Here is a 25,193-nt window from a genome sequence, read left to right as displayed (position 1 = left end):
GCGGACTGGATTGGAAGTGATGTATCACATCACGCCGGTAAATTTGCGATTCTGTTCTGAAATTCTGATGCTCAGCATTGTCCACGCGCCCCAGGCCAGCGCCACAACTGATGTGATCTGATGTGTTCGGTGGTTGAGCGGCGGCCTTGCTTTGACGATGCTCGACCCTCACGCGGTTGCGACGAAAGCGCGCAGGGCGGCGCACCGAACCGGAAGCCCGGGGCGGCCGATGTTTGGGAGGATCAGATGGCGAAGGACATGGCGGCCAGCACCGCGGCTCCCGACTATTCCCTGACCGGCGAACGCGCGCATCATGCGGTCGCCGCCGGGCTGGCCACCGCCGAGTGGTACCACAGCGACATCCCCCGGAAGACGATGAAGGAACTGATGCGGCGCAGCGATCAGCCCGCCCTTCGCGATACCGCGATCTGGGTGGCGCTGCACATCCTGTTCGCCGCGGGGGGCATCGCATTATGGGGCAGCTGGTGGGCGGTGCCGTTCTGGCTTGCCTACGGGGTCATCTACGGATCCGCCTGCGACTCGCGATGGCACGAGGCGGGGCACGGGACGGCCTTCAAGACGTCGTGGATGAACGACGTGGTCTATCACATCGCGTCCTTTCAGGTCATGCGGAACCCGATCGCATGGCGCTGGTCCCATGCGCGGCACCACACCGACACGATCATCGTCGGCCGCGATCCCGAAATCGCCTGGATGCATCCGATCAACCTGACGCTCAAGGCGCTGGCCTATATCGGCATCGTCGAGGCCTGGACCTCGCTGAAGATCCTGGCCCGGCAAGCCCTGGGCAAATTATCGGACGACGAGAAGGACTATGTGCCCGAGGCCGAACTGCCCAAGGCGGTGTTCTGGGCCCGCGTGCACATGGCCATCTACATCGCCACCGGCGCAACCGCTCTGGGCATGGCCCTGGCCGGGATGGGCTGGGCCTCGGTCATCCCGCTCCTCCTGATCGGGCTGCCCCGGATCTATGGCTGCTGGCACATGGTCATGATGGGTCTTCTGCAGCATGGCGGCCTTGCCGAAGACGTGCTGGATCACCGGCTGAACAGCCGCACGGTCTATATCAACCCGGTTTCGGGATGGATCTACTGGAACATGCAGTACCATATCGAGCATCACATGTTTCCAATGGTGCCCTATCACGCGCTGCCGAAACTCCACGCGCTGATCAAGGACGACCTGCCGCCGCCCAACACCTCGATCGCGGATGCCTATCGCGAGATGTGGGGCGCGGTGATGCGACAGCGGAGCGACCCCAGCCACTATGTCAGAAAGGAGCTGCCCCCCTCCGCCCGACCCTATCGCGACGAGTTGCACCAGTTCGTGCCGGACAGGAGCGACGCGTGAGCGGCCGGCGCCTTCCAACCGTCGCGGACCTTTTGGCCGACAAGGGCAAGGGTCAGAAGACGATGCTGCGATATTTCAGCCTCGACGAGGCCGCGGCGGCCGAGGCGGCGGGGATCGACATCGCCTCGGTACCAGACGACATTCTGTTTCACCCCCGCTACCGCGATGCGGCGCCCACGGTGTTTTCGATGACCGGCCGCACCCACCTGGAGGCGGGCACACCCGACGATTACCTGCGCTGGGCCGCCGAGGCGATGAACCGCGGGGCGGATGCGATCTATTGCTCCGGGTCCTTCGACACGGTCGAATATCTCGCCAACGAGTATATCCCCGTGGTAGGCCATGTCGGCCTCTGCCCTGCCCGCGCCACCTGGACCGGGGGCTTTCGCGCCGTGGGCAAGACCGCCGAAAGCGCGCTGAAACTGATGCATGACGTGAAGCGCTATGAAGACGCCGGCGCCTTTGCCGTCGAAATCGAGGTCGTCCCCGAGGAAGTGGCCAGCGAGATCACCAGGCGCACCGGGATCCTGCTGTGGTCCATGGGCGCCGGGCCGGGCTGCGATGCGCAATACCTGTTTGCCAATGACATTCTCGGCTACACCGAGGGGCATATTCCGCGCCATTCCAAGATCTACCGGGACTTCGCCGCGGAATTCGCGCGCCTGCAACAGGAGCGGATCGATGCCTTTGCGACCTTCGCGGCCGATGTCGCCAGCGGGGCCTATCCCGGAGAAAAGCACCTCGTGCGGATGAACCCTGCGGAACTCGATGCCTTTCGCGAGTGGCTGGAGCACACCTGAGACGACGAACCGACCGGCGGGGCGGCAAGACCCCGGCGGCTTTTGACGACCAACAAGGAGGAGATGACTATGGACAGACGGATATTCCTGGGGGCCGGCGCTGCGCTTGCCCTGTCGGCCGGCGCGGCCTTTGCGCAGGACAGCAAGACATTCTACTGGATCAGCCACGGCTCGCCCGCGGACCCGGTCTGGACCTATTTCCTGGAGGGCGCCGAGCAGTGGGCGGCGGATACCGGCCACACGGTGAACACCTCGTTCCACTCGGGCGACGTGCCCAGCCACCAGGAGGCCATGCGCGCGGCCATCGCCGCCGGCGCGGACGGGATCTGTTCCAGCAACCCCGATCCCGGGTCGCTGGTCGGGGTCGTGGCCGAGGCCCGCAGCGCGGGCATCCCGACGCTGAACTTCAACACGCCCGATCCCAGCGCCGACTGGAACGCCTATGTCGGCGGCGATCTGGTGTCCGTGGGACGGTCCTGGGCGCAATATCTCGTGGACAACGGCCATGTGGAATCCGGTGATTTCGTCTGGATGCCGGTCGAGGTGCCGGGCGCCACATACGGCGTGCAGGAGGAAGAAGGCATCGCCAGCGTGTTCGAACCCATGGGCATCACCTGGGAAGTCACCGACGCAACCCTCGATCAGGCCGAGATCATCACGCGGATGACCGACTACATGACGGCCAACCGCGACCGGATCGACGCCATGATCGGTCTGGGCGATCTGGTGACGGGCTCGGTTGTCCGGGTCTGGAACCAGGCCGGGGTCGCGCCGGGCGAGATCCCAGTCGTGGGCTGGGGCAACAGCCTGGACACGACGCAAGGCGTGATGGACGGCTATGTCAACGCCGCGATGTGGCAGGACCCGCAGGCCACCAGCTATATGTGCCTGTCGGCCGCCCTGATGGAGACCTCGAGCATTCCGGTGGGCTTCAACATCATCACCGGCGCTCTCTATGAGGCCGAACATGCACCGCTCTACCACGGGATCATGGGCGGCAACTGACCGGACCCTTGCCAACCCGCCCGCGGCGCGCCTCATGCGTGTCGCGGGCGGACCTGACGTTCACCGTTGCCTTCGGGAGACCCCATGACCGACGAAAAGACCGCCGCACCTGCCGGTGCCGCGCCCTCGCGAGACTTCGATCTTCTGCGCCGCCTCTCGGCCACGCCCGAGCTGGGTCCGCTGATCCTGCTGATCGTGATGCTGATCGTGTTCACGTCGATCAACCCGGCGTTCCTGTCCCTCAACAACATCTCGAATGCGCTGACCTTCACGGTCGAGCTGGGGCTGATCGCCCTGGGCATGACGCTGCTGATGACCAGCGGCGAGTTCGACCTGTCGGTCGGATCGGTCTTCGGCTTCACCGCCGTGGTGATGTGGACGCTGATCAACTCCACCGAGCTTGGCATGCCGCTGTCTTTCGCCATCGCCATGGGCGTGGCGATCCTGATCGGGGCCGTGAACGGCTTTTTCGTCACACGGCTGAAGATCCCGTCCTTCCTTGTCACGCTGGGCATGCTGCTGGTGGTCCGGGGCAGCGCGCTGTGGCTGACCAGCGGCTTTCCGCAGCGGACCTGGGAGACCGGCCAACAATGGCTGGCCGAGGTGCTGGTGGGCGATTTCTGCATCGGCGGCACGGGCGATTTCTGCTCGGGCGGCCTGCGGGTCTACATGAGCCTGATCTGGTTCATCGTCATCGCCGCGATGCTGCATTATGTCCTGACCCGTACGCGCTTCGGCAACTGGATCCAGGCGACGGGCGGCAACCCCGCCGCCGCCCGCAACCGCGGCGTGCCGATCCGGCGCGTCAAGATGCTTCTGTTCATGCTCACATCCGCCCTGGCCGGTTTGGCCGGAATCATCTCGTCGATCCGCGTCTCGGCGGCCAACCCCAACTCGGGAACCACCTATGAGCTGGAGGTGATCGCCATGGTGGTGATCGGCGGCACCGCCCTGATGGGCGGGCGCGGCACCATCCTGGGCACGGTCCTTGGCGTGCTGATCCTGCGCCTGATGCGCAACGGCATCGTCCTGATCGGGGTGCCGGGACTGGCCTACAACATCTTCATCGGCGCGATCATTCTCGGGATGATGGCCCTGCATTCGGCGCTGGAACGCCGTCACAACGAGGGGACCTGAACCATGACCACGCCCATCGTTGAAATGCGCGGTATCGAGAAGTTCTATGGCCGCATCCATGCCCTGCGCGGGGTCAACCTGCAGGTGAACAGGGGGGAAATCGTGGGCCTTTTGGGGGATAACGGCGCCGGCAAGTCCACCTTGATCAAGGTCCTGTCGGGCGCGGTGCCCTATACCTCGGGCCAGATCCTGATCAACGGCAAGGAGGTTGCGCTGACCTCCACCAACGACGCCATCGATGCGGGTGTCGAGACGATCTACCAGGACAGCGCCCTGGTGCCGCAGCTTTCGATCGCCAGGAACCTCTTTCTGGGCCGCGAACTGACCCGGGGGCCGCTGGGCCGCCTGGACCAGGGCGAGATGAACCGGGTGGCGACCGACCTGCTGCGCCGGGTCGGCATCACCAAGAACATCCCGCCGACCACGCCGATCAGCTCGCTCTCGGGTGGCGAGAGACAGGCCGTGGCCATCGCGCGGGCGATGTATTTCGACAGCGAGATCATCATTCTGGACGAGCCCACAAACAATCTCGGCGTGGCCGAAACCCAGGGTGTTCTGAATTTTGTGCGTGACGCCCGCGACAAGGGCCATGCCTGCATTTTCATCGCCCACAATATCCACCACGTCTTCCAGGTGGTGGACCGGATGGTGGTCATGCGCCGGGGTGAGGTGGCCGCCGATGATCTGAGCCCCAAGACCTCGAGCATCCAGGATGTCGAGAACATCATCACCGGCGAACATCTGGCGGCGTGATGGAAATCACGGCGCAGGGGATATCCGCCCGGTTCGCCGCGGAACTGGGCCGCCTGGATGCGTTCGAGGTGACGGATCGGGGGGGCCGCATCGCGCCGCTGCACCGCGCGCCCTGGGTCGGGACCGGGGAAGCCATGCCGCCGGATGCCGCACCGCTCATGGCCGGGCTGGGCGGGGACTTCTTCTGCGCTCCCTTCGCGCGCTCGGACGGCGAAAGCCCGCTGCATGGCTGGCCCCCGAACGTGCCCTGGGACATCGCGCTGGCTGCGCCCGACAGGGTGCGGGCGGTGTGTTCGCGCCCGGTTTTCGGGGCGACGCTGCTCAAGGAGCTGGCCGTTTACGACAATCATCCCTTCGTCTATCAGCGCCATGTATTCATCGGCGGCAGCGGCCGGGTGTCGGCTGCCAATCATGGCAACGTCTCGGTCCCGCATGGCGCGCATATTCGCACGTCTGCCAAGATCCACTGGGAAACACCCGCCACGGCCCAGGAAACCGATCCCGCCAAGGGCCGGTCCTACATCGCCTGCCCGGCGCGTTCCGACGACGCCGCCGCGTTCCCGACGGCCCAAGGCGGCACCGTGGACCTGACCACCTATCCGTGGTTCGACCGAAGCGAGGATTTCGCCATCGGGATCGAGGCCGAAGGCAGCCCGCTGGGGTGGACCGCCGTAACCCGGCCCCAGGAAGGTGATCTCTATCTGTCGCTGCGCCACCCGCGCCATCTGCCCATGACGATGCTCTGGCAATCGAACGGCGGGCGGGACTACGCGCCGTGGTCGGGTCGGCACACCGGCTGCCTGGGGGTCGAGGATGGGGCGGCCGCGCATATGCTGGGCCTCTCGACCGAGGCCGATCTGGCGGGGCCCGGGGCCTTGGCCCTCTCGCCTTTCGGCAGCACCGAAATGCGCCACGTCACCGGCGCCATTGCCTGGCCAACCGGCTCGCCCGTGGCAGAGATCACCATCGCGCCCGAGGGCCTGATCGTCGTGGGCGCCGACGGGGCAAGCCGCAGCTTGCCTCTGCACACCGACTTCCTGAGACTGGACATGCCATGACCGACCGCCCGCTGGTGATCAGCGCACCCGAACCGCGCACGCTGGACCTGATCTTTCGGCCCGAGCGGCTGGCGGAACTGCGCGCCCGCTACGACATCCACGAGATCGAGACCGACGCGCTGGCCACCCTGCCCGACCCGGTTCTGGGCAAGGCCCGCTATGTCATCGGCCAGCCGCCGATCGACGAGGCGACGCTTGCCCGGATGGAAAGCCTGCGCTGCGTGTTCAATGTCGAGGGCAACCTCTTTCTGAACATGCCCTATGCGCGCCTGTTCGAGCGCGGCATCCATGTCGTGACCACGATGGAGGTGTTTGCCCGCCCGGTCGCCGAGATCGGGCTGGGCCTGGCGCTGGACCTGCTGCGCGGCATCACCGACAGCGACCTTGCGTTCCGCGAAGGGCGCGAGGCCTGGGGGCTTGATGGAAACGGATCGGCCCGGCTCCTGTCCGGGGCCGATGTGGGGTTGATCGGCTTCGGCTCCATCGGGCGGTCGCTCCTGCCGTTGCTGCAACCGTTCAGGCCTCGGCTGCGGATCTACGACCCCTGGCTGCCGCCCTCCTTGATCGCCGACGCGGGGGCAGAACCGGCGGCCCTCGACGCGATACTCAGGGAAAGCGACGTGATCTTCGTGCTGGCCTCCGTCACCGACGAGAACGAGGGGTTCCTGGACAAGAATGCCTTTGCCCGGATGCGGCCGGGCGCGGTGTTCGTGCTGCTCAGCCGGGCCGGCGTGGTCAATTTCGACGCCCTGGTGGCTGCCGTGGCCAGCGGACATATCCGGGCCGCCTCGGACGTCTTTCCCGAAGAACCGCTGGATCCCGAACATCCGGTGCGACGTACGCCGGGGTTCCTGCGCTCGGCCCATCGCGCGGGAGCATTGGATGTGGCTTTCAAGATGATGGGCGACATGGTGATGGAGGACATGGACCTGCTGGATCGCGGCCTGCCGCCGATGCGCTGCAAGCGGGCCGAGCGTGAGACGGTGGACAAGATGCGCTCCAAGCCGGTCGAGAAAAGCTGACCGGGACGCGACCCGCCCGTGAGGCGGCAAGGGTCCTGGTCAGTAGGTCGCCGACAGCCCGCCATCGACGCACAGCACCTGCCCCGTGACATAGGCCGACAGCGGCGACAGCAGGAAGACGAAAGCCCCAGCGCAATCCTCCGCCGTTCCGGCCCGGCCCAGCGGGATGCGCCGCCGTTCAAGGTAGAATTCACGAAAGGCGGGATCGGCGTGCTCATGCGTGCCTTCAGACGTCACGGCCATCCGCGTGTCGACGAACCCCGGGGCGACGCCATTGGCGCGGATGCCGAAAGGCGCCAGATCGACCGCCATGGACCGCGTCACGCTGGCCGCGCCACCCTTGGCCGCCGCATAGGCCAGGGTGTTCGGCTGGCCGAAAAACGCCTGCGTCGACAGCGTGTTGACGATGGCGGCGTCCTCGCTCTTGCGAAGCAGCGGGAGCATCGCCCGGGTCATCCGCAGCATCGAGGTGAGGTTGACCGACAGAACCGCCTCGAACCGGTCCGGATCCGTGTCGGCGACGCCGCCTTCGTCTAGGATGGCCGCGTTGTTGACGAGCCCGTCGAGCCGCCCGAAGCGGTATGCGATTTTCTCGTGGGCCGCCTCCACCTCGGCGGCGGCGCTGACATCGAAGGCCAGCGCATGCGCCCCGGCCCGTTCACCGCCCAGCCTTGCGGCGGCCTCCCGGCAGGCCGGTGCGTCGATATCACCGAGCACGACGCGCCCACCCTGCGCCAGCACCGCCTCGGCAACGGCATATCCGATGCCCCGAGCGGCCCCGGTCACGAGGACAACGCGATCCGTCAGAAGCCCAGGCGTCGTCATGCGCCGCCACCGCGCCGGCGTTTGACGCCGTTCCAGGACAGGCGGCACCCGTCCCCGGAGGCGCGCGCCGCGTCAATGGTCTCACCCACGGCCTGCGCAACGACGCACGCTTCGTCATATGTGAGGTTGCAAGGATCGAGATAGAGCACCTGGTGCTCCGCCAGGTCGTCCCGCACGGCAATTGCCGGATTGCGTGCCATCAACCGCTCGGCAAGCTCCCATGCGCAGAGGCCGGCAGCACCGGGATCGACGCGCATCTCGACCCGCGTGATGGGGTTGCCGGTCCAATCCGCGTGACGCGACAGGGCCAGGCCTTCGATGTCATCAAGCTCGGCCATCCACATTGCAACGATGCGGTCTTCTTCGGCCCGGATGGCCGCATGATCGCGGCGCTGCCACGCCTCAAGGGCTGCGATGGCGCCGAGGATGCCCTCCTTTCCGATTTTCGTGATCCGGCCGATCCCCCTTGTCTGCAGCGCGACGTTTCGAATGAAGCCCGCCTTGCCGGCGACGATGCCGCTGGTCGGGCCGGACAGAAACTTGTGACCCGAGTAGATCGCCGCATCCGCGCCGGCGGCAACCGGCCCCCGCAGGTCATACTCGCTGGCCATGTCGACGATCACCGGCGTGTCATGCGCCGAACAGAGCTCGACAACCAGATCGAGGGGCAGTTCGCCCTCGCGCACCGTGTGATGCGACACCACATGCACGACCGCGGCCAGCCCCTCTTCCAGCGCCGCTCGAAGATGATAGGTCTCGCAGAGGGCCGCCGTGCCGAGCGGCACGACCTCTGCCCCCGCCAGCGCAATGGCCTGCGGCACTGGGGCGCCGTAATTGACCGTGTGGCCCATCTGCAGGCCGACGCGGCGCTCTCCACCCGGCAGGGCGGGAAGCGCTTCGATCCGCGCAAGGTCGTCACCCGTCAGGGCGGCGGCGACGCACAGGCTCAGGGCCGCCGCGCTGGAGGACGTGACAAACCCCGCCTCGGCCCCGCATGTCTCCGCGATCGTCCTGCTGGCAAGAGCCTGCAGGTCATCGATCCGGACAAAATGCCGTGAAATCGCCGACATCTCGGCCATGACGTCGGAAAGCACGCGAGAGGCACCGATGCTGGTCATCGTCCCGGAGGCGTTGATCACCGGCGTCAGCCCGCGGCGTTTGAGCACATCCGTCATGGTCTCTCGTCCGATCGTGCCGTGTATCCTGGTCCGGGCAGCATAGCGGAAGCATCTCTCAATTGGGACTTGTCGGATTTGGTACATGAACCCTCAGCGACCTGGACTGAAACTGCAAGGCACGAGGCTATGCGGGCCGGGCTGCGGGGGCCGCGCCAGTCAGGTGCTGATGGGATCTGAGGTAATCGGCATCAAAAACATGAGATTCCGGCAAGACTCTCGTCCGGATCACACCGGCTGCTGCGCCTGCCCGTTGACAGGCCCCGTCACGCTTGACTCTAGTGGAAGCGATGGCGCCGGCGGTGCGATGGAACGCACACCAGGACCGAACGGCGCGCCGCCCGGAAAACCAGAGGACGAACATGACGGACTGGATCGACATCTGCGCGTTGGAGGATATCGAGGAGGAGGACGTGATCCGTTTTGACCATGGCGGCCGGACATTTGCGGTCTACCGCGATCTGGACGGCGGGGTCTTCTGTACCGATGGGCTTTGCACCCACGAGCAGGTTCATCTGGCCGACGGGCTGGTCATCGACGACACGGTCGAATGCCCCAGGCACAATGGCCGGTTCAACTACAAGACCGGCGAAGCGCTCAGGACACCGGCCTGCGTCGCCCTTGCGACCTATCCCGCCCGGGTGCGGGACGGCCGGATCGAAGCCGCGCTGTGACCGCGCGTATCGGCCACTGGCATTGCGCCGGATACCGGGACACGGCGCGAGAATTTGGCCCCGGCCGGTTTGAACGGATCTCGGCATGATCGCCTCGCTGGAGGGAAAGGTCATCATCGTCACCGGTGCCGCTCGCGGCATCGGCGCGGCAACCGCGCGTCAGCTTGCCAAGAGCGGGGCCGAAGGCCTTGTTCTGGTGGACAGAACCCCGATCGAGACAATCCCCGGCCTGACCGTCGAAACGGTCACGGCAGACCTGATCGACCGCGCGGCCCCCGAGCTGGTCATCGAAACGGCCCTGGCCCGGTTCGGCAGGATCGACGGGCTGGTCAATGCCGCCGGATTGACCACCCGTGCCGGGTTCACGGATGCGCAACCGGTGCTGTGGGATCGGTTGATGGCCGTCAACGCCCGGGCGCCGTTCTTCCTGATGGCCGGGGTCATCAAGGACATGCTGACCCGGTCCGCACCGGGCAGCATCGTCAACATCCAGTCGATGAACGCCCATTGCGGGGCACCCGATCTGGCGATCTACGCCACGACGAAGGGCGCGCTTCAGACCATGACCAAGAACGCCGCAAACGCCCACCTTGCCGACCGGATCCGGGTCAACGGCATCAACCTCGGGTGGGTCGACACCGAGACCGAACGCCAGCTGCACGAGAAAGACCTGGGCAAGGGCGCGGGGTGGCTGGCAAGCCAGGGCGCGAAACTGCCCCTGGGCCGGTTCGTGAGCGAGGACGAGGCGGCGCGGCTGGCCGCCTATCTGCTGTCCGATGCGTCCGCCCCGATGACCGGCGCCTCGATCGACCTTGAGCAGAGCGTCGTGGGCGCGCCGACCTAAGGCGGCGGCGGCGCGGTACTGCCGCGCACGACCAGTTCCACCGGCATCAGGTCCTCGCTTTCGGTGCGGCTGCCCGGCTGCCGGAGGTTGGCGAGCAGAACGCCGGCGGCACGGTTTCCCAGCCGGTGCCGGTCCTGGCGAATGGTGGTCAGCGCGGGAATGAAAAAGCCCGACATCTCGATATCGTCGAACCCCACGACCGAGATATCCTCGGGCACCCGGACACCGGCCGCCATGAGCCCGGCGATCAGCCCGAAGGCCACCATGTCGGCGGAACAGAAGACCGCCGTGGGCCGGTCCTCCATCGCCAGGATGCGTTGCGCCGCCTCATGCCCGGATTCGATGGAGAAATCGCCCCGCACGATCCATTCGGGCCGCGCCGGCAACCCCAGACGCGCGCGCTCGGACAGCATGCCCGCGCGCCGGGTGGCGGTCAGAACGTTGCCCTCGGGGCCGGTCACATGGGCGATCTTGCGGTGGCCCAGGTCATGCAGGTGGCGAACCGCAAGGCGCGCCCCCTCGGCATTGTCGCTGGCGATCACCGGAAAGCCCCAGCCCTCGACCCATTCACACAGAAACGCGATCCGGTCGCCCACCCCCTGATCGACGCAGTGGCGCAGGGCGGCTTGCGAGAGTCCGCCATCCAGCAGGATGGCCCCGTCGATACGGCCGTCCTGGAAATAGCCCGCCAGGGCGGTGTCGCCGATGGGATCGCTTTCGGTGTCCGTGATCAGCACGGCGAACTCCGAGCCTGCAAAGCCTTCACTTATGCCCGCCAAGATACCGGAGTAGAACGGTTTTCCCAGATTGGGCACGAGGATCAAGACAGCCCCTGCCCGGCGCATCCGCAGGTTTCGGGCCGCCTGATTGACCCGGTAGCCGGTGTGCCGGATCGCCTCCAGAACCGCCTCGCGGGTCGCCTCCGAGACCAGGGCCGGACTCGACAGGACCCGGCTGACCGTCGCGGTCGAGACCTTGGCCGCGCGGGCGACATCGTGGATCGTTGCCGATTTCTGGATCATCCGGCCTCCCCGGCCCTGTGCATTTCACCGCTTGACTCGAATCTCCTCTGATGTGGAGTATGTAATCGTTTTCATCTTTGGGAAAGAACATTCCCAGTGAGATGTAAACGATTACAGGTGCGCAGTAGCGCCGTCAGAAACTTTGGTGGGGACCATGCCGACACGGTATTGGAACAGCAGGACAGGATGAACCGGGCGGCCGCCTTCGACTTCGCGGGCGCCGACGCTCTGGTCATCGGTGCCAGCCGGGCCGGGATCGGCGCCAGTATCGCAAGGGCGTTGCAGGATGCCGGCGCACGCGTCGAGATTACCGGCGTCGAAGCCGACTGCGCGCCGGAAGATGCCGGCCGGTTCGCGTATACCCAACTGGACGTCACCGATACCGATGCCGTCCAAGACTTCGCAAAGGGCCGCAACACGCTGGATATCCTCGTCAATTGCGCAGCCATCACCCAGCGCGGGGCCGAGATGGCGCCGGAGTTCTTTTCGCACGTGCTGGATGTGAACCTCACCGGGTCTTTCCGCTGCGCCGCGGCCTTCCACCCTGCCCTGAAGGCCGCCGAGGGCCGTCTGATCAACATCGCGTCGATGTATGCCCGGTTCGGATCGCCGCGAAACCCGGCCTACGGGGCCTCGAAGGCGGGGGTCGAGCAGCTCACCAAGTCGCTTGCCATAGCCTGGGCGCCCGACCGGATCCGCGTCAACGCGATCGCGCCGGGCTTCATCGTGACCGAACAATCCGCCCGCGCGCGGCAAGACCCGCAATTCACCGCAAGCATCGAGGCCCGCACGCCGATGGGGCGCTGGGGCCTGCCGGGCGACATCGTCGGCGCCGCCCTGTTTCTTGCCTCGGACTCGGCCGCGTTCATCACCGGGGCCTGTCTGCCCATCGATGGGGGATATTCCGTTGCCTGAGAGGAGAACGTCATGACCGAATTTGCCGATATCGGCGCCGCTGTTGTCGGTACGGGGTTCATCGGCACCGTCCATACCCAGGCGCTCCGGCGTCTTGGGGTCAACGTGAAGGGTGTTCTGGGGTCGTCGCCCGAGCGTGGCAAGGCGCGGGCCGCCGAGATGGGTGTCCCTCACGCCTATGCCACGCTCGAAGACCTGCTGACCGATGAGGGTGTCGACGTGGTCCACGTGACCTCGCCCAACCATGCGCATTACCCCCAGGTGAAGGCGATCCTGGAGGCGGGCAAACACGTCATCTGCGAAAAGCCCCTGGCGATGACCTCGGCGGAAAGCGCCGAGATGGTCGAGATTGCGCGTGCATCCGGCAAGATCGCAGCTGTCTGCTACAACATCCGGTTCTATCCGTTGAACCAGCACGCCCAGGCCATGATACAGGCCGGCGAACTGGGGCAGATCCGGTTTGTCACCGGGCATTACCACCAGGACTGGCTTGCCAAGCCCACCGACTGGAACTGGCGGCTGGAAAGCGAGGTCGGCGGCGCCCTGCGCTCGGTCGGGGATATCGGGACGCACTGGGTCGATCTGACAGGCTTCGTCACCGGGCTCAAGCCCGAGGCGGTGATGGCCGATCTCGCCACCTTCCTGCCCGAGCGGCAGAAGCCGACGGGCCCGGTCGAGACCTTCTCGAGCGGCGGCGGGACGACCGAGACGGTCGAGGTTGAAACCGACGACGCGTCGATGATCATGATCCGCTACCACGGCGGCGCCCGCGGCGTGATGAGTACCTCGCAGATCAATATCGGGCGCAAGAACTCGCTGCACTGGGACGTTGCCGGGGCCACGGCGAGCGCGGCCTGGGACAGCGAAACGCCGGACCACCTGTTTCTCGGCCACCGCGACGCGCCGAACCAGACCTTGATGCGCGATTTCACCCTGATGAACCCCACCGGGACCGCCGCGGCAAGCCTGCCTCCGGGCCATGTGGAGGGCTTTGCCGATAGCTTTTTCGCCTTTTTCCGCGCCGTCTATGCGGATGTCGCCGCAGGCGCGCGGCAGCGCGGATCGACCTGGGCCACGTTCGAGGACGGGCATGACGAAATGCGGTTCTGCGATGCCGTCCTGCGCTCGGCCCGCGAAGGGCGCTGGGTCGCGTTTAGCGAGATCTGAGGAGGATGCGATGAAACTTGGGCTACTCACGGCACCATTCGAAGACAGCGATCTGCTCGATGTCGCAACCTGGGCCGGCGCGAACGGGTTTTCCGCGATGGAGATCGCCTGCTGGCCGGCCGCCGGCGGCGAAAGACGCCGCTATGCAGGGACCAGCCATATCGACGTGGACGGGCTGAGCGCCGCGCAGGGGGACGAGATTATTGCCGCGCTCGGCGAACGCGGCATCGAAATCTCGGGCCTGGGGTATTACCCGAACCCGCTTCACGCCGATGCGGACCACCGCGACGAGGTCATCGGCCATCTCAAGAAGGTCATCTCGGCGGCGGGCGTGATGGGCATCAAGGTTGTCAACACCTTCATCGGCGGCGACCGCTCCCTGAACGTGGACGACAACTGGGCGCGCGCGGAGCAGGTCTTTGACCCCATCGTTGCCCATGCCGCCGACAACGACGTCACGCTCTGCTTCGAGAACTGCCCGATGATTTTCAGTTATGACGAATGGCCGGCTGGGCATAACATCGCCTACAGCCCAAGGATCTGGCGGCGGATCCTTGAGACCTGGGGAGACAAGGTGGGCATGAATTTCGACCCGTCACACCTGATCTGGCAGTTCATCGACATGCCCCGGTTCATCAAGGAATTCGGGCCGCGGATGGCGCATGTCCATGCCAAGGACGTCATGGTCGACCGCGACGGTCTTTACGAAAACGGCGTGATGTCGGTCGGGATGGGCTGGCAGATCCCGAGGCTGTGTGGCCTGGGCGACGTGGACTGGTCGGACTTCTTCTCCGGGCTCTACCTGGCGGGATATGACGGCCCGATCATCATCGAACACGAGGACCGGCTGTTCGAGGGGAGCGACGACAAGGTCAAGCGCGGCTTTCTACTGGCCCGCGACGTCCTGCAGCCGTTCATCAAATAATGCAGGCAGACAAACCACTTGATATCCAACATCAATGTAACGGGAGGAATGAAACATGAAGAAACTGCTGACGGGCGCTGCGGCCCTTGCAATCGCGGCAACCCTTGCGCCGGCCGGTTTTGCCGGCAGCCACAAGGCCTATACGATCGGCGTCTCGAACACGGTCCAGGGCAATGGCTGGCGCGAGCAGATGATCTGCGCGATGCGGGCACAGGCCCTGGTCGAAGGGGACGTGTCCAACCTGATCGTTGCGCACCGCAACACCGACTCCGCCGGACAGCTTGAGGACATCAACAACCTCATCGAGGCGGGTGTCGACGCAATCGTGCTCAACCCGTCCAATCCCGATGCGCTGAATTCGGCGCTCGAGTCGGCGATGGCGCAGGATATCGTCGTGGTCGCGGTCGATGCCGGGGTGACAGCAGAGGGCGCCTATGTCCTGTCCAACAACCAGGAGGAATACGCCTATCTGGGCGCCAAGTGGCTGTTCGAACAGCTGGGCGGGTCCGGCGACGTGGTCTATATGCGCGGCATCGCGGGCGTCTCGGCCGATACCGACCGCGACAACGGGTTCAAGCGCGCGCTCGAGGAATACCCCGGCATCAACGTGGTGCACGAGGTCTTCACCGGCTGGCAGCAGGACCAGGGCAAGCAGCAGATGTTCGACTTTCTCGCCACCGGCATCCCGTTCGACGGGGTCTGGACCAGCGGGATCGACAACGTCATCGTCGATGCCTTCGTCGAATCCGGCGCCCCGCTCGTTCCTATCGTCGGGGCAGACAACGCGGGCTTCGTCCAGTACCTGAGCGAGGTCGAAGGGCTGGAAGGCGCGGCAGTGACGAATCCGGGATCCGTCGGGGGTGCCGGTATCGCCCTGGCCGTCGATATCCTCAACGGCGAGGCACCGGACAGCCAGACCGTGCTGGTCGACCCTGTTCTCTGGGAGAACACGACCGAGGAAGGCCAGGCGACGATTGCCGCGGCCCAGAACCCGAACCTCGATCCGGAATGGCCGGTTTCGGTCACCGTTCCCGGCTGGACCGACTATACGATGGAACAGATCATCGCCTGCGAAGGTCCGGGCGAAGGCTGAACCGGAACTGGACCGGCCCCGCATCGGGGCCGGTTCGCCAAACGACCGAGTGCTCATAAAATCATGACGGAATTGCCCCTTCTCGATGCCTCCGGCATCGCCAAGAGCTTCGGCGCGGTGCGCGCGCTGACCGATGCGCGGCTGACCGTGGATCGCGGTGAGATCGTGGCCCTGATGGGGGCCAACGGCGCGGGCAAGTCGACCTTCGTGAAGATCCTGACCGGCGCGCTGAAACCCGACGCGGGCCAGGTGCGGATCCGGGGCGCCGAGGCGCGGGTGGGATCCCCCGCTCAGGCCCGGCGGTCGGGGCTGGTGCCGGTCTACCAGGAGCCGTCGCTGATCCCCGATCTCGACGTGGCCGACAACCTGCGGCTTGCCGACACGCCGGTTGACCCCTTCCGGGCCTGGGTGTCGGAGCTGGGCATCGCCGGCCTGTCGCTGTCGGACATGATCGGCGATCTTCCCCTCGCCACGCTGCGCATCCTCGATCTTGCGCGGGCGCTGGCGGCGGAACCGGATGTGCTGCTGCTCGACGAGATGACCGCCGCGCTGCCCACCGATCTGGTCGAACATGTCCTGAAGGTCGTGCGCGCCAAGGCCAATGACGGGCTCGGCGTGATCTATGTCTCGCACCGTTTCACCGAGATTTCCGAGCTTTGCGACCGCGCGACGGTCCTGCGCGACGGGCGGTCCGTGGGCGACCTGAAGATCGAGCCCGGCGTCGAGGAGCGCGCCGTGGAGCTGATGCTGGGGCAGAAACTGGCGCTGGGACTGAGAGATACCGCCGGAGGAGCGGCCCATCGGACCGGCACACCCCGCCTGCGGGTCAGGGCGCTGGCCGCCGCGCCGAAACTCACCGATGTCTCGTTCGACCTTTACCCGGGCGAGGTTCTGGGCGTCGTCGCGCTCGAAGGTCAGGGCCAGGACGAGCTGTTCGAGGCTCTGTCGGGGTTCGAGCCCCCCAGCGACGGCACGATCGAGGTCGATGGAACGCCCATGACATTCGCGCATCCGGCCGATGCGATTGCTGCGGGGCTCACCTTCGTGCCGGGCAACCGCGCCGAGGCGCTTCTGTCCCAGCGGTCGGTCCGCGAGAACATCGCCCTGCCGTTTTCCGCTCGGATCGCGTCATGGGGCCCGCTGAAGCTGCGCCACGAACGCGAGCGTGTGGGATACGCCATCGACAAGCTTCAGATCGACACTAGGGCACAGGGAGAAGTGCAGCGGCTCTCGGGCGGAAACCAGCAGAAGGTCACCATCGGGCGCTGGATCGCCAAGGGCGTGGAAACGCTGCTCTTGTTCGATCCCACACGTGGCATCGACGTGCGCACCAAGCGCCAGATCTACCCGCTTGTCCGCGAGTTGGCGGAGAACGGGGCGGCGGTGCTGTTCTACACCTCGGAACTGGAAGAGGTGCCGCTGGCCTGCGACCGGGCGGTGGTCATCTTCAATGGCCGGATCGTCGACATCATCGACGCCGCTGCAGCCGACGAGGCCACGCTGATGCGCGCGGCCCACGGGCTGACCGGCGAGGACAGCGCCGCGTGAGCGCGTTTGTCCGAAAGCACGGCTGGACCCTCGGGCTGGCCCTTCTGCTTCTGGCCCTGACGGTCGTGACGCGGCTGATCCAGCCGACATTCGGGGTGAATGGATTCGAGAGCCTGGCCCGGGCCGCCCTGCCCTTTGCATTTGCGACCGCCGGCATGGCGGTGGTGGTCATCGTCGGCGGCATCGACCTTTCGGTGGCCTCGATGATGGCGGTGACGGGCGTGCTGGCGGCGGTTCTGATGGAGCGGATGGCCGGCGTGCCGGCGCTTGTCATCGTTCTGGCGGCCGGTCTCGTTATGGGGCTCATCAATGGCGCCCTCATCGTTCTGACGCGGGTGCCCGATATCGTCGTGACCCTTGCCATGCTCTTTGTCTGGGAAGGAACGGCGCTTTTGATCCTCGAAACCCCCGGCGGGGCGACGGCGGATTGGCTGGAGGCCAGCATTCGCGGGTTCTTCCCCGTCGAGGGAATTCCCAAGGCGCTTCTGATCATCGGGGGTGCCATCGGCGTGGTGTGGTTGCCGATCCGCCGGTCCAAGCTGGGGTTGTCGATCTACGCCACCGGCTCTGACGAGCGTGCGGCCTTCCGGTCGGGTGTCGCGGTGGGGCGCACCAAGATCGCGGCCTACGGCCTCTGCGGGCTGTTCTGCGCCATGGGCGGGCTCAGCCTCGCTGCGCTCACTGGCATCGGCGAACCGGTTCCCGGGCCCTACCTGCTGGCCTCGGTCGCGGCGGTGGTCCTTGGCGGCGTCGTGCTCGGCGGCGGCAAGGGCGGTCTTCTCGGACCGCTCATCGCGGTCTTCATCCTGCGCATCATCCGAACCATCCTGACGCTGATGGCGATCGACCCGAACGTCACCACCATCGTCGAGGGCACGATCATGGTGGCCGTGGTCATGCTGGGCACGTGGGCAACAACGCGAGGGGCAAGAAGATGAGCACCCAAAGCACCGACCCGCCGCATGTGCGCCTCGGGCTGTTCCTGCGGGACAACCCGATGATCCCGCTTCTGATCTTTCTGTTTCTCCTGATCGCCGCCCTCGAGGTGATGCGGCCCGGGATCGTGATCCCCATCCGCGCCGGGCGCGACGGCCTGATCTCGACCTTCTGGGTCGGCAATCTCGTCAAGTTCGCCATTCCGCTGGCCATGCTGGCCGCCTGCCAGGTGCTGACCATGCTCACGGCGGGGATAGACCTGTCCGTCGGTGTCGTGGCCACGGTGGCCGCGTTCGTCTGCGCGACGCTGAGTTCGATCTGGGGCGCGACGCCCGCGGTGCTGATTGCCCTGTCCACTGGGGTTGTCGTGGGTCTGGTCAACGGGTTCGGCGTCGGGATCGTGCGCGTCCACCCGCTTATCATGACGCTGGGCACCGGACTTGTCGCAACCGGCTGCCTGCAGGTCTATCAGCGCATGGTGATCAACGCGGGCACCGAGATCCCCGGGGGTCTGGAGTGGCTTGGCATCGGGCGGACCTTCGGCATGCCCAACGGGCTGTTCCTGTTCATACCCTTTGCCATCTTCATCCTGTGGCTCATGCGCTATACCGGTTTCGGCCGGATCCTGTTCGCGCTCGGCTCGAACGAGCGGGCGGCAAGCCTGTCGGGCGTGCGCGCGTGGCATGTCTATCTCGCGCTTTACGTGCTTTCGGGCGTGATCGCAGCGCTGGCGGGGCTTCTCTATCTGGGGATGATCCGGCAGACATCGCTCAGCCTCGCCAACCCGCTGCTCCTGCCCTCGGTCGCGGCGGCGGTCATCGGGGGGACGTCGATCTTCGGCGGTCGGGGAAGCTATGCCGGGGCAATCATCGGTGCGCTTATCCTGCGGGTCCTCGATACGATGCTGACGCTGATGCAGATGCCCGAAGGCGCGCGAACCGCCCTGTTCGGCCTGATCATCCTCGCGGTCACGGCACTTTACGTAAGGATCACCGGTACTCGATAAGGAGAATGTCCCATGACCAGGCACCGCATCGTCGGGATCAGCTTCGACCACATGCATATGGGCGATCTGCTTCGCATGGTAGACGCGCATCCCGACGCCGAGATCGCAGCCCTGTTCGACCCCGACCCCACCAGGATGGCGGGCGCGGCCGAGACGTTCGGCATCCCGCGCGAACGGGTCTTCACCGACTTCGACGCCTGCATGGCCGCCGGCCCCTACGACATGGCGCTTCTCTGCGCGGCAACCGCCGATCACGCCACCTATACCGAGCGCCTGGCGCCACATGGCCTGCATGTCTTCGTCGAGAAGCCCTTTGCCGCCTCTGTCGCCGACGCCCGCCGGATGATCGCCGCGATGGAGGGCACCGGCAAGCAGTTGGCCATCAACTGGCCGCTGCGCTGGGTGGAAAGCCATGTGACGGCCAAGCGGCTGATCGACGACGGCATGATCGGCGCGCTGCGGGAAGTCCATTTCTACGATGGCAACAGGGGGCCGCTCTATCACCTCGCCGACAAGGTCGAGGTCAGCCCGGAGGAGGTGGAAGCGCAGAAACCGTCCTCCTGGTGGTACAAGAAGGCCAGCGGCGGCGGCGCGCTGCTCGACTACCTGGGCTATGGCGCCACGCTGGGAACCTGGTACATGGACGGCGAGGCACCGCTCGAGGTGACATGCGTCACCGACGAAACGCCGGGGATCGAGGTCGACCAGCACGCCGTCGCGGTCTGCCGCTATGCCCGCGGGTTGTCGAAGATGGAAACCCGGTGGGGTACCTTCACCGACCCCTGGACGACCCAGCCGCAACCCATATGCGGTTTCACCTTCGTCGGAACCGATGGCACCATCGCCTCGCCCGACTATGCAGCGCATGTCACCGTCCAGACACGGGTCCGGCCCGAACGATACGAGATCCCCGCCGATCCCCTGCCCGAGGGCGAGCGGAACGCGATCGAATACGTCCTGGGCTGCATAGACCGCGGCGAGCCGGTCGGCGGCCCGCTGGACCCGGGGCTTTGCCTGACCGCGCAGCGGATCGTCGATACCGCGGCGCGCTCTGCCGCGGAAAAGCGCACCCTGGAGCTTCTGCGATGACCGATGATGCCGCCGATACCGACACCTACGCGCTGACATCCACCGACCTGCCGCAGATCCCGGCGCCCGACGTGGCCTACCGTCCGCCGCACCCGAAATCCTATCGCCCCAGGATCGGTGTGATCGGAACCGGCGGCATCTCGGCCAGCCATCTCGATGCCTACCGTACAGCCGGCTGGGAGGTGGCGGCCCTTTGGAACCGCACCAAGGCCAAGGCCGAAGCCAAGGCCGCCGAATACTGCCCCGATGCGCGGATCGAGGACCAGTGGCAGGCGATGCTGGACGACAGCGAGATCGACGTTCTCGACATCACCCTCCACCCCGAGCATCGCGCGCCGATCATCGAGGCCGCCCTGCGCGCCGGAAAACACGTGCTCAGCCAGAAGCCCTTCGCCAGCGATCTCGACACCGGCGAGAACCTTGTCCGGATTGCCGAGGGCGAAGGTGTCAAGCTGGCGGTGAACCAGAACGGGCGCTGGTCGCCGCACATGGCCTTCATGCGCGAAGCCGTGCGCGACGGGCATATCGGCGAGGTGGTTTCGGCCCATTGCGCGATCCACTGGGACCATGGCTGGACCGCCGGAACACCATTCGACGAGATCGCCGACTTGGTGCTCTATGACTTCGGCGTGCACTGGTTCGATTTCATCGCCTCGCTGATCGGTGACCGTGCCGAAAGCGTGTTCGCTTCGACCGCGAAGGCCAGCGGGCAGGCCAATCGCATGCCGCTCCTGGCCCAGGCGATGGTCCGGTTCGATGGCGGTCAGGCCAGCCTGGTGTTCGACGGCGGACTGGCCCATGGCCCCCGCGACACCACCTATGTCGGCGGGACCGAGGGCAGCCTGATATCCGAGGGTCCCGATCTCGGCACGCAAACGGTGACGCTGACGACGGCCCGGGGATATGCGCGCCCGGCCCTTGAGGGGCAATGGTTCAATGACGGCTTCCAGGGCGCGATGGGCGAACTGCTCTGCGCCATCGAAGACGATCGCGAGCCGGTCAACGGCGCCCGGGGCAACCTTCACTCGCTTGCGCTGGCCTTCGCCGCGGTCCGGTCCCGGATCACCGGCCAGGCCGTGGCTGTCGGCGCGGCGCGCGGGCTGGAAAGCTGATCGCGCGGGCCTTCGCCCGGTGGATGGACAGTCAAGGAGCGCTGGCTCGGACAGCAACGTCGCGAAGGTTCGTCATGGATTTTCAATACTGTCGTGCCGTTGATCCCGCATCCAGTTCATGACGACATCCAGAGCGCCCGGCGCAAAGGCATACCGTCCCTCCGCAACGAAGCGCAGCTTCGCGAACCACGACCAGTCATCGGTCAGTTGCCAGTTGTAGGCCGCCGCCTTCAGAAGACCATGCGTGGCATCCGGCCAGACGATGATGCGGCGGCCGGTGTCGCTCTGCGCGACAAGCTCTCGATAGATCGACGCGTTGCGATCGGCATCAACGTTCAGATCCTCCGCGCCCCAAATGGCAAGGAGCGGCAGATCGAGCCGCGAGAGCGCCTCACGCGCGTCGGCGCCGCGGTTCCTGCGGACAAAACCCCAGCGATCCGGTGACATGCCTTCGGGAATGTCTGCCGCCTGTGCATTCGCCCCGAATGCGCGCGCCTCCGACCGGTGCTGTAGCTCGATGGTGCGCTCGATGTCCCGAGGGCTCAGGCCTTCCCTGGCGAGACGCCTGCGCGCGAAATAGTCGCCTTGGTCTTGCCAGGACACGGCTGCGCCGATGAGCACAATGAAATCCGCATCCTTCTGCGTGAGCCGCGGCAAGGCCCACCCGGCCTGTGAAAAGCCGACCGCGCCCAAACCGATCCCGTCGAAACGCCGGCCCAGACGCAGCAGTGCGGCGCGGGATATGGCGGTGCGATCCGCCATCGAGTTGTGGAGCCAGTTCCCGCTTGATGACCCGACCCCGGGCTTGTCCCACGCGGCCACGGCGATACCGCCGTCAAGGAAGGAATTGATGAGCGGTGCATATCCCCCTGCAGCGGTTCGATCCTGTGCGCCATCTCCGTGAACAAGCACCACGGCCGCATGCGGGGCGTCATCCGGAAGCCAGAGTGTCCCGGCGATGAACTGGCCCGCCGCGGCGAAGTCGAAACTCTCGCTCTTGCGCCTGTCGAGATCATGATCGGCCAGGCGCCACAGGACGAGCCCCGTGACCATCGCCAAGGCGAGACCGGATGCCAAGATCGACCGCAGATTCAACTGAATTCGCCCAAAAACCCGTTCCTCTCTGCTCTAGTTAGGGGGCGGTCGCCTTGGCCGCAAACCGATCGTCAAGGATTTCGCATCGCAGCTGGCGCGCGGTGGTTGCGGATCTCGTGGTGGTCTGGCGCGGCTGTGGCGTGAATTTCGAGCACTCCGTCCTGCCTCTGCAGAGATAAGTGCCCGAGGCGATCGATGGCTGATCGCTGCGGCAATCACGGCCAACAACCGTTTATCTTGCTCGGCGAGACCAAGGCGCGTGCTGCTCTCCGTGCCGGTGCCAGACCGCCGCGCGTTCCGAAGCCAGGACGCCCGACGGGAATGACAGCATCAACGCAGCGCCGGCGTCGCGTTGGGAATGGTCTAGGCCGGCTATGGCGTCTCGATGTGGCTGGTCACGCATCGGGAGTTGCAGACCAGCCGCCGGATCCGGATCGCGATCGACCTGCTGGCCCTCGGTCTGGCGGATGTCGTGGGGCGCCGGACGCGCGGCGCTTGACTTTGCCCAGGCGCCGGTCTAGGAGCGCGACAGGCCACGGACGCCCGCCGCCCGCAGACATCTTGTCACGGTGAAGTTCCGGACCGACACGATCTTCGTCATCCTCAACGCCAGTCGCGCGGATGGTAATGCGGGCCCCTTCCAACCCTTTCGCGGCAACAGCAATGAGGAATACGGGGTCATGTCGTCCCAAACCAATTCGTATCTCGCCGGGCCGCTCGGTCCGATCTACGTCAGGACCGCGCTGCCGATCATATTCGTGATGGGCATGAACGGGTTGCTGGCCGTTGCCGACGCGCTCTTCCTCGGGCACTTCGCCGGGCCCGAAGCGCTTGCGGCGGTTACGCTGATGTTCCCGCTCTACATGCTGATCGTGGCCCTTGCGACCCTGGTCTCGTCGGGCATGTCCAGCATCCTTGCCCGTCACCTGGGCGCCTGGCGGGTCGATGAGGCCCGCGCCGTCTATGCCGGCGCGCATGGCCTGGCCGCCTTCATGGGGTTGATCCTGATCCTGCTGTTCCTTGCCCTGGGACGGCCGGTGGCCCTACTGGCGGCCGGCGGGTCAGAGACGCTGGCCGGGATGGGGCTGGTCTATCTGCGCATCACCGTGCTGGCGTCGCCCTTGATCTTCCTGCTGTCGGTCAATTCCGACGCCCTGCGCAACGAGGGGCTGGTGGCGTTCATGGCCGCGATGAGCCTTCTGGTGTCGCTCGCCAATATCGGCTTCAACTACGTGCTGATCGGCGTGATGGGCCTGGGTGTCGCTGGGTCCGCCTATGGCACCGCCTTGGCGCAGGCCCTTGCCTTCGGGATCATCGTGACCTTCCGGATCTTCGGGGATACGGCGCTGCGCCCCTCGGCGCTGTGGCACAGCTCGCCGGTCGCGGGCTGGGGCCGCATCCTTGCGCTTGGCGCGCCGCAGAGCCTGAACTTCATCGGCCTTGCCCTTGGATCGGCCGCGATCATCGCGGCGCTGCAATGGGTCGAGGCGCCCGACTATGACGCCACGGTCTCTGCCTACGGCATCATCACGCGGCTGATCACATTCGCCTTCCTGCCGCTTCTGGGGCTGGCACATGCGATGCAGACCATCACCGGCAACAATTTCGGCGCCCGGGCCTTCGGGCGCAGCGACGAAAGCCTGCGCACAGCCGTGCTGGCGGCCTTTTTCTACTGTCTCACCCTGCAGACCGTCATGTCCGTCTTTGCCGCCGACATCGGCGCGTCCTTCGTGTCGGATGGCCTGGTCATCGCAGAAGTTGCGCGCATCCTGCCGGTGATCTCGGCCGGGTTCTTCGCGGCCGGTCCGTTGATGATGATCGCCATGCATTTCCAGGCCATCGGCGATGCGGGCCGCGCGGCGATCCTCGGCCTGTCCAAGCCATATCTCTTCGCGATGCCGTTGACCTTCGTGCTGGCCGGAACAGCAGGTGAACGCGGCATCTGGTTGGCGGCACCGCTTGCCGAGCTCCTGCTTGTGGGTCTGACCGCACTTGTCCTGACGCGGCTGGCCCGGGGGCGTTCCTTGCGTTGGGGACTGTTTCAGACGACCGGGGAGGTTCGACCATGACACGCGTTCTGCCGACAGTCGCCCAGGCGAAGCAGCAGGCCCGCCAGCTGCGCCACGCGCTTTCCGCCCAGGGCACCCCGATCAGCCATGCCGAGGCGCTCGAACAGGTCGCCCAACGGCACGGTTTCCGCGACTGGAATGCGTTTCACGCGGTTACACGCGACCAGCCGCCCAAGGGCTGGACAGCGGGCGGGCGGGTCACCGGCCGCTACCTGTCGCAGCCCTTCGTGGCGATGGTGACATCGGCCGACCAGCTGCGGCCCGGCTGGTACCGCCTTGTCCTCGATCTGGACGAGGCGGTGGATGTCGTCCGCTTCGACAGCTTCTCGAACCTGCGCAAGCAGATCCGGGTCGTCGTCGGCCCGGACGGGCATTCAAAGGAGCGCACGACCGACGGGGAGCCGCATGTAAGGCTCGATCTTTGAAAGTGGTTTCAAGGTGTTCCCGGCAATCATCGGTGTCCAACGCATGATTGCCGAATGCTTTCGTCGTGTTGAACCGATCAAGCCATCCCGGTGGACTCGGAGGGCGCGTCGTTCGCGGCACGGCCCC

General features: G+C 66.0%; 24 protein-coding genes. 20 read left to right on the top strand and 4 right to left on the bottom strand.

Features of this window, described 5'->3' with window-relative positions; all coding sequences use genetic code 11:
* The first annotated feature begins 246 nt into the window (after window positions 1-246).
* The 7 genes from BMX57_RS16315 to BMX57_RS16285 all read left to right on the top strand — a co-directional run bounded on the left by BMX57_RS16315 (window position 247) and on the right by BMX57_RS16285 (window position 7,146).
* Window positions 247-1,371, top strand: coding sequence for a fatty acid desaturase family protein (locus tag BMX57_RS16315; RefSeq protein ID WP_229724271.1), 1,125 nt, complete (start codon window positions 247-249; stop codon window positions 1,369-1,371).
* Entirely contained in the window at window positions 1,368-2,171 is an 804-nt protein-coding gene (locus BMX57_RS16310; RefSeq protein WP_229724270.1) for a 3-methyl-2-oxobutanoate hydroxymethyltransferase, read from the top strand. The genes BMX57_RS16315 and BMX57_RS16310 overlap by 4 nt, the downstream gene beginning before the upstream one ends.
* Before the next feature lie 69 nt (window positions 2,172-2,240).
* Complete coding sequence (locus tag BMX57_RS16305) at window positions 2,241-3,176, top strand: substrate-binding domain-containing protein (protein WP_092369591.1); 936 nt, start codon at window positions 2,241-2,243, stop codon at window positions 3,174-3,176.
* An 84-nt stretch (window positions 3,177-3,260) separates the two neighbouring features.
* Window positions 3,261-4,313 carry an ABC transporter permease gene (locus BMX57_RS16300; protein ID WP_092369588.1) on the top strand — a complete coding sequence of 351 codons (1,053 nt, stop codon included), beginning with the start codon at window positions 3,261-3,263 and terminating at the stop codon, window positions 4,311-4,313.
* Between the two features lie 3 nt (window positions 4,314-4,316).
* Entirely contained in the window at window positions 4,317-5,066 is a 750-nt protein-coding gene (locus tag BMX57_RS16295) for an ATP-binding cassette domain-containing protein (RefSeq protein ID WP_092369585.1), read from the top strand.
* Entirely contained in the window at window positions 5,066-6,124 is a 1,059-nt protein-coding gene (locus BMX57_RS16290; RefSeq protein ID WP_092369583.1) for a hypothetical protein, read from the top strand. The genes BMX57_RS16295 and BMX57_RS16290 overlap by 1 nt, the downstream gene beginning before the upstream one ends.
* Entirely contained in the window at window positions 6,121-7,146 is a 1,026-nt protein-coding gene (locus tag BMX57_RS16285) for a hydroxyacid dehydrogenase (RefSeq protein WP_092369580.1), read from the top strand. Before BMX57_RS16290 ends, BMX57_RS16285 begins: the two co-directional genes overlap by 4 nt.
* A 39-nt stretch (window positions 7,147-7,185) precedes the next feature.
* On the opposite strand, the gene BMX57_RS16280 is transcribed toward BMX57_RS16285, so the two are convergent.
* Complete coding sequence (locus tag BMX57_RS16280) at window positions 7,186-7,971, bottom strand: SDR family NAD(P)-dependent oxidoreductase (protein WP_092369577.1); 786 nt, start codon at window positions 7,969-7,971, stop codon at window positions 7,186-7,188.
* Window positions 7,968-9,146: a PLP-dependent aminotransferase family protein gene (locus tag BMX57_RS16275; protein WP_092369574.1), complete on the bottom strand. Its 1,179-nt coding sequence runs from the start codon at window positions 9,144-9,146 to the stop codon at window positions 7,968-7,970. Before BMX57_RS16275 ends, BMX57_RS16280 begins: the two co-directional genes overlap by 4 nt.
* Window positions 9,147-9,508: 362 nt before the next feature.
* Between BMX57_RS16275 and BMX57_RS16270 the strand changes: the two genes are divergently transcribed.
* Window positions 9,509-9,820, top strand: coding sequence for a MocE family 2Fe-2S type ferredoxin (locus BMX57_RS16270; RefSeq protein ID WP_092369571.1), 312 nt, complete (start codon window positions 9,509-9,511; stop codon window positions 9,818-9,820).
* 85 nt (window positions 9,821-9,905) lie between these two features.
* The gene (locus tag BMX57_RS16265) at window positions 9,906-10,664 is read left to right on the top strand and encodes an SDR family oxidoreductase (protein WP_092369568.1); all 759 of its coding nucleotides are present in this window, start codon (window positions 9,906-9,908) and stop codon (window positions 10,662-10,664) included.
* Here BMX57_RS16265 and BMX57_RS16260 read toward each other — a convergent pair.
* On the bottom strand, window positions 10,661-11,686 hold the full coding sequence (locus tag BMX57_RS16260) for a LacI family DNA-binding transcriptional regulator (RefSeq protein ID WP_092369565.1): 1,026 nt from the start codon (window positions 11,684-11,686) through the stop codon (window positions 10,661-10,663). The genes BMX57_RS16265 and BMX57_RS16260 overlap by 4 nt on opposite strands.
* Before the next feature lie 186 nt (window positions 11,687-11,872).
* Here BMX57_RS16260 and BMX57_RS16255 point away from each other — a divergent pair, with 186 nt between their 5' ends.
* From BMX57_RS16255 to BMX57_RS16215, 9 genes are all read left to right on the top strand, one after another.
* A complete protein-coding gene (locus BMX57_RS16255) occupies window positions 11,873-12,601 on the top strand; it encodes an SDR family NAD(P)-dependent oxidoreductase (RefSeq protein WP_092369562.1) in 729 nt (242 codons plus the stop codon).
* 12 nt (window positions 12,602-12,613) lie between these two features.
* Window positions 12,614-13,768 carry a Gfo/Idh/MocA family protein gene (locus BMX57_RS16250; RefSeq protein ID WP_092369559.1) on the top strand — a complete coding sequence of 385 codons (1,155 nt, stop codon included), beginning with the start codon at window positions 12,614-12,616 and terminating at the stop codon, window positions 13,766-13,768.
* A gap of 10 nt (window positions 13,769-13,778) precedes the next feature.
* The gene (locus BMX57_RS16245) at window positions 13,779-14,693 is read left to right on the top strand and encodes a sugar phosphate isomerase/epimerase family protein (protein ID WP_092369556.1); all 915 of its coding nucleotides are present in this window, start codon (window positions 13,779-13,781) and stop codon (window positions 14,691-14,693) included.
* Window positions 14,694-14,748: 55 nt separating this feature from the next.
* Window positions 14,749-15,786 carry an ABC transporter substrate-binding protein gene (locus tag BMX57_RS16240; RefSeq protein ID WP_092369553.1) on the top strand — a complete coding sequence of 346 codons (1,038 nt, stop codon included), beginning with the start codon at window positions 14,749-14,751 and terminating at the stop codon, window positions 15,784-15,786.
* A gap of 63 nt (window positions 15,787-15,849) precedes the next feature.
* Entirely contained in the window at window positions 15,850-17,334 is a 1,485-nt protein-coding gene (locus BMX57_RS16235; RefSeq protein WP_092369550.1) for a sugar ABC transporter ATP-binding protein, read from the top strand.
* Window positions 17,331-18,272: an ABC transporter permease gene (locus BMX57_RS16230; RefSeq protein WP_092369547.1), complete on the top strand. Its 942-nt coding sequence runs from the start codon at window positions 17,331-17,333 to the stop codon at window positions 18,270-18,272. Before BMX57_RS16235 ends, BMX57_RS16230 begins: the two co-directional genes overlap by 4 nt.
* Entirely contained in the window at window positions 18,269-19,276 is a 1,008-nt protein-coding gene (locus BMX57_RS16225; protein ID WP_092369544.1) for an ABC transporter permease, read from the top strand. Before BMX57_RS16230 ends, BMX57_RS16225 begins: the two co-directional genes overlap by 4 nt.
* A gap of 12 nt (window positions 19,277-19,288) precedes the next feature.
* Window positions 19,289-20,365 carry a Gfo/Idh/MocA family protein gene (locus BMX57_RS16220; protein ID WP_092369541.1) on the top strand — a complete coding sequence of 359 codons (1,077 nt, stop codon included), beginning with the start codon at window positions 19,289-19,291 and terminating at the stop codon, window positions 20,363-20,365.
* Entirely contained in the window at window positions 20,362-21,477 is a 1,116-nt protein-coding gene (locus BMX57_RS16215) for a Gfo/Idh/MocA family protein (RefSeq protein WP_092369538.1), read from the top strand. Before BMX57_RS16220 ends, BMX57_RS16215 begins: the two co-directional genes overlap by 4 nt.
* A gap of 72 nt (window positions 21,478-21,549) precedes the next feature.
* On the opposite strand, the gene BMX57_RS16210 is transcribed toward BMX57_RS16215, so the two are convergent.
* The gene (locus BMX57_RS16210; RefSeq protein WP_229724269.1) at window positions 21,550-22,572 is read right to left on the bottom strand and encodes an alpha/beta hydrolase family protein; all 1,023 of its coding nucleotides are present in this window, start codon (window positions 22,570-22,572) and stop codon (window positions 21,550-21,552) included.
* 680 nt (window positions 22,573-23,252) lie between these two features.
* Between BMX57_RS16210 and BMX57_RS16205 the strand changes: the two genes are divergently transcribed.
* Both BMX57_RS16205 and BMX57_RS16200 read left to right on the top strand, forming a co-directional pair.
* Window positions 23,253-24,641 carry an MATE family efflux transporter gene (locus BMX57_RS16205; RefSeq protein WP_092369749.1) on the top strand — a complete coding sequence of 463 codons (1,389 nt, stop codon included), beginning with the start codon at window positions 23,253-23,255 and terminating at the stop codon, window positions 24,639-24,641.
* The gene (locus BMX57_RS16200) at window positions 24,638-25,066 is read left to right on the top strand and encodes a glyoxalase superfamily protein (protein WP_092369535.1); all 429 of its coding nucleotides are present in this window, start codon (window positions 24,638-24,640) and stop codon (window positions 25,064-25,066) included. Before BMX57_RS16205 ends, BMX57_RS16200 begins: the two co-directional genes overlap by 4 nt.
* Window positions 25,067-25,193: the final 127 nt, after the last annotated feature.

This window comes from Cribrihabitans marinus (assembly GCF_900109035.1).
In the GTDB taxonomy this organism is placed as follows: Bacteria; Pseudomonadota; Alphaproteobacteria; order Rhodobacterales; family Rhodobacteraceae; genus Cribrihabitans; species Cribrihabitans marinus.
The sequence above is the reverse complement of the archived record's forward strand: the minus strand, read 5'-3'. Positions and strand labels throughout refer to the sequence as shown.

What these genes read in the sequence shown, in the direction of transcription:
- BMX57_RS16315 (WP_229724271.1), top strand. Translation starts at nt 247, where the DNA reads ATGGCGAAGGACATGGCGGCCAGCACCGCGGCTCCCGACTATTCCCTG.
- BMX57_RS16305 (WP_092369591.1), top strand. Translation starts at nt 2,241, where the DNA reads ATGGACAGACGGATATTCCTGGGGGCCGGCGCTGCGCTTGCCCTGTCG.
- BMX57_RS16300 (WP_092369588.1), top strand. Translation starts at nt 3,261, where the DNA reads ATGACCGACGAAAAGACCGCCGCACCTGCCGGTGCCGCGCCCTCGCGA.
- BMX57_RS16295 (WP_092369585.1), top strand. Translation starts at nt 4,317, where the DNA reads ATGACCACGCCCATCGTTGAAATGCGCGGTATCGAGAAGTTCTATGGC.
- BMX57_RS16290 (WP_092369583.1), top strand. Translation starts at nt 5,066, where the DNA reads ATGGAAATCACGGCGCAGGGGATATCCGCCCGGTTCGCCGCGGAACTG.
- BMX57_RS16285 (WP_092369580.1), top strand. Translation starts at nt 6,121, where the DNA reads ATGACCGACCGCCCGCTGGTGATCAGCGCACCCGAACCGCGCACGCTG.
- BMX57_RS16280 (WP_092369577.1), bottom strand. Translation starts at nt 7,971, where the DNA reads ATGACGACGCCTGGGCTTCTGACGGATCGCGTTGTCCTCGTGACCGGG.
- BMX57_RS16275 (WP_092369574.1), bottom strand. Translation starts at nt 9,146, where the DNA reads ATGACGGATGTGCTCAAACGCCGCGGGCTGACGCCGGTGATCAACGCC.
- BMX57_RS16270 (WP_092369571.1), top strand. Translation starts at nt 9,509, where the DNA reads ATGACGGACTGGATCGACATCTGCGCGTTGGAGGATATCGAGGAGGAG.
- BMX57_RS16265 (WP_092369568.1), top strand. Translation starts at nt 9,906, where the DNA reads ATGATCGCCTCGCTGGAGGGAAAGGTCATCATCGTCACCGGTGCCGCT.
- BMX57_RS16260 (WP_092369565.1), bottom strand. Translation starts at nt 11,686, where the DNA reads ATGATCCAGAAATCGGCAACGATCCACGATGTCGCCCGCGCGGCCAAG.
- BMX57_RS16255 (WP_092369562.1), top strand. Translation starts at nt 11,873, where the DNA reads ATGAACCGGGCGGCCGCCTTCGACTTCGCGGGCGCCGACGCTCTGGTC.
- BMX57_RS16250 (WP_092369559.1), top strand. Translation starts at nt 12,614, where the DNA reads ATGACCGAATTTGCCGATATCGGCGCCGCTGTTGTCGGTACGGGGTTC.
- BMX57_RS16245 (WP_092369556.1), top strand. Translation starts at nt 13,779, where the DNA reads ATGAAACTTGGGCTACTCACGGCACCATTCGAAGACAGCGATCTGCTC.
- BMX57_RS16240 (WP_092369553.1), top strand. Translation starts at nt 14,749, where the DNA reads ATGAAGAAACTGCTGACGGGCGCTGCGGCCCTTGCAATCGCGGCAACC.
- BMX57_RS16235 (WP_092369550.1), top strand. Translation starts at nt 15,850, where the DNA reads ATGACGGAATTGCCCCTTCTCGATGCCTCCGGCATCGCCAAGAGCTTC.
- BMX57_RS16225 (WP_092369544.1), top strand. Translation starts at nt 18,269, where the DNA reads ATGAGCACCCAAAGCACCGACCCGCCGCATGTGCGCCTCGGGCTGTTC.
- BMX57_RS16220 (WP_092369541.1), top strand. Translation starts at nt 19,289, where the DNA reads ATGACCAGGCACCGCATCGTCGGGATCAGCTTCGACCACATGCATATG.
- BMX57_RS16215 (WP_092369538.1), top strand. Translation starts at nt 20,362, where the DNA reads ATGACCGATGATGCCGCCGATACCGACACCTACGCGCTGACATCCACC.
- BMX57_RS16205 (WP_092369749.1), top strand. Translation starts at nt 23,253, where the DNA reads ATGTCGTCCCAAACCAATTCGTATCTCGCCGGGCCGCTCGGTCCGATC.
- BMX57_RS16200 (WP_092369535.1), top strand. Translation starts at nt 24,638, where the DNA reads ATGACACGCGTTCTGCCGACAGTCGCCCAGGCGAAGCAGCAGGCCCGC.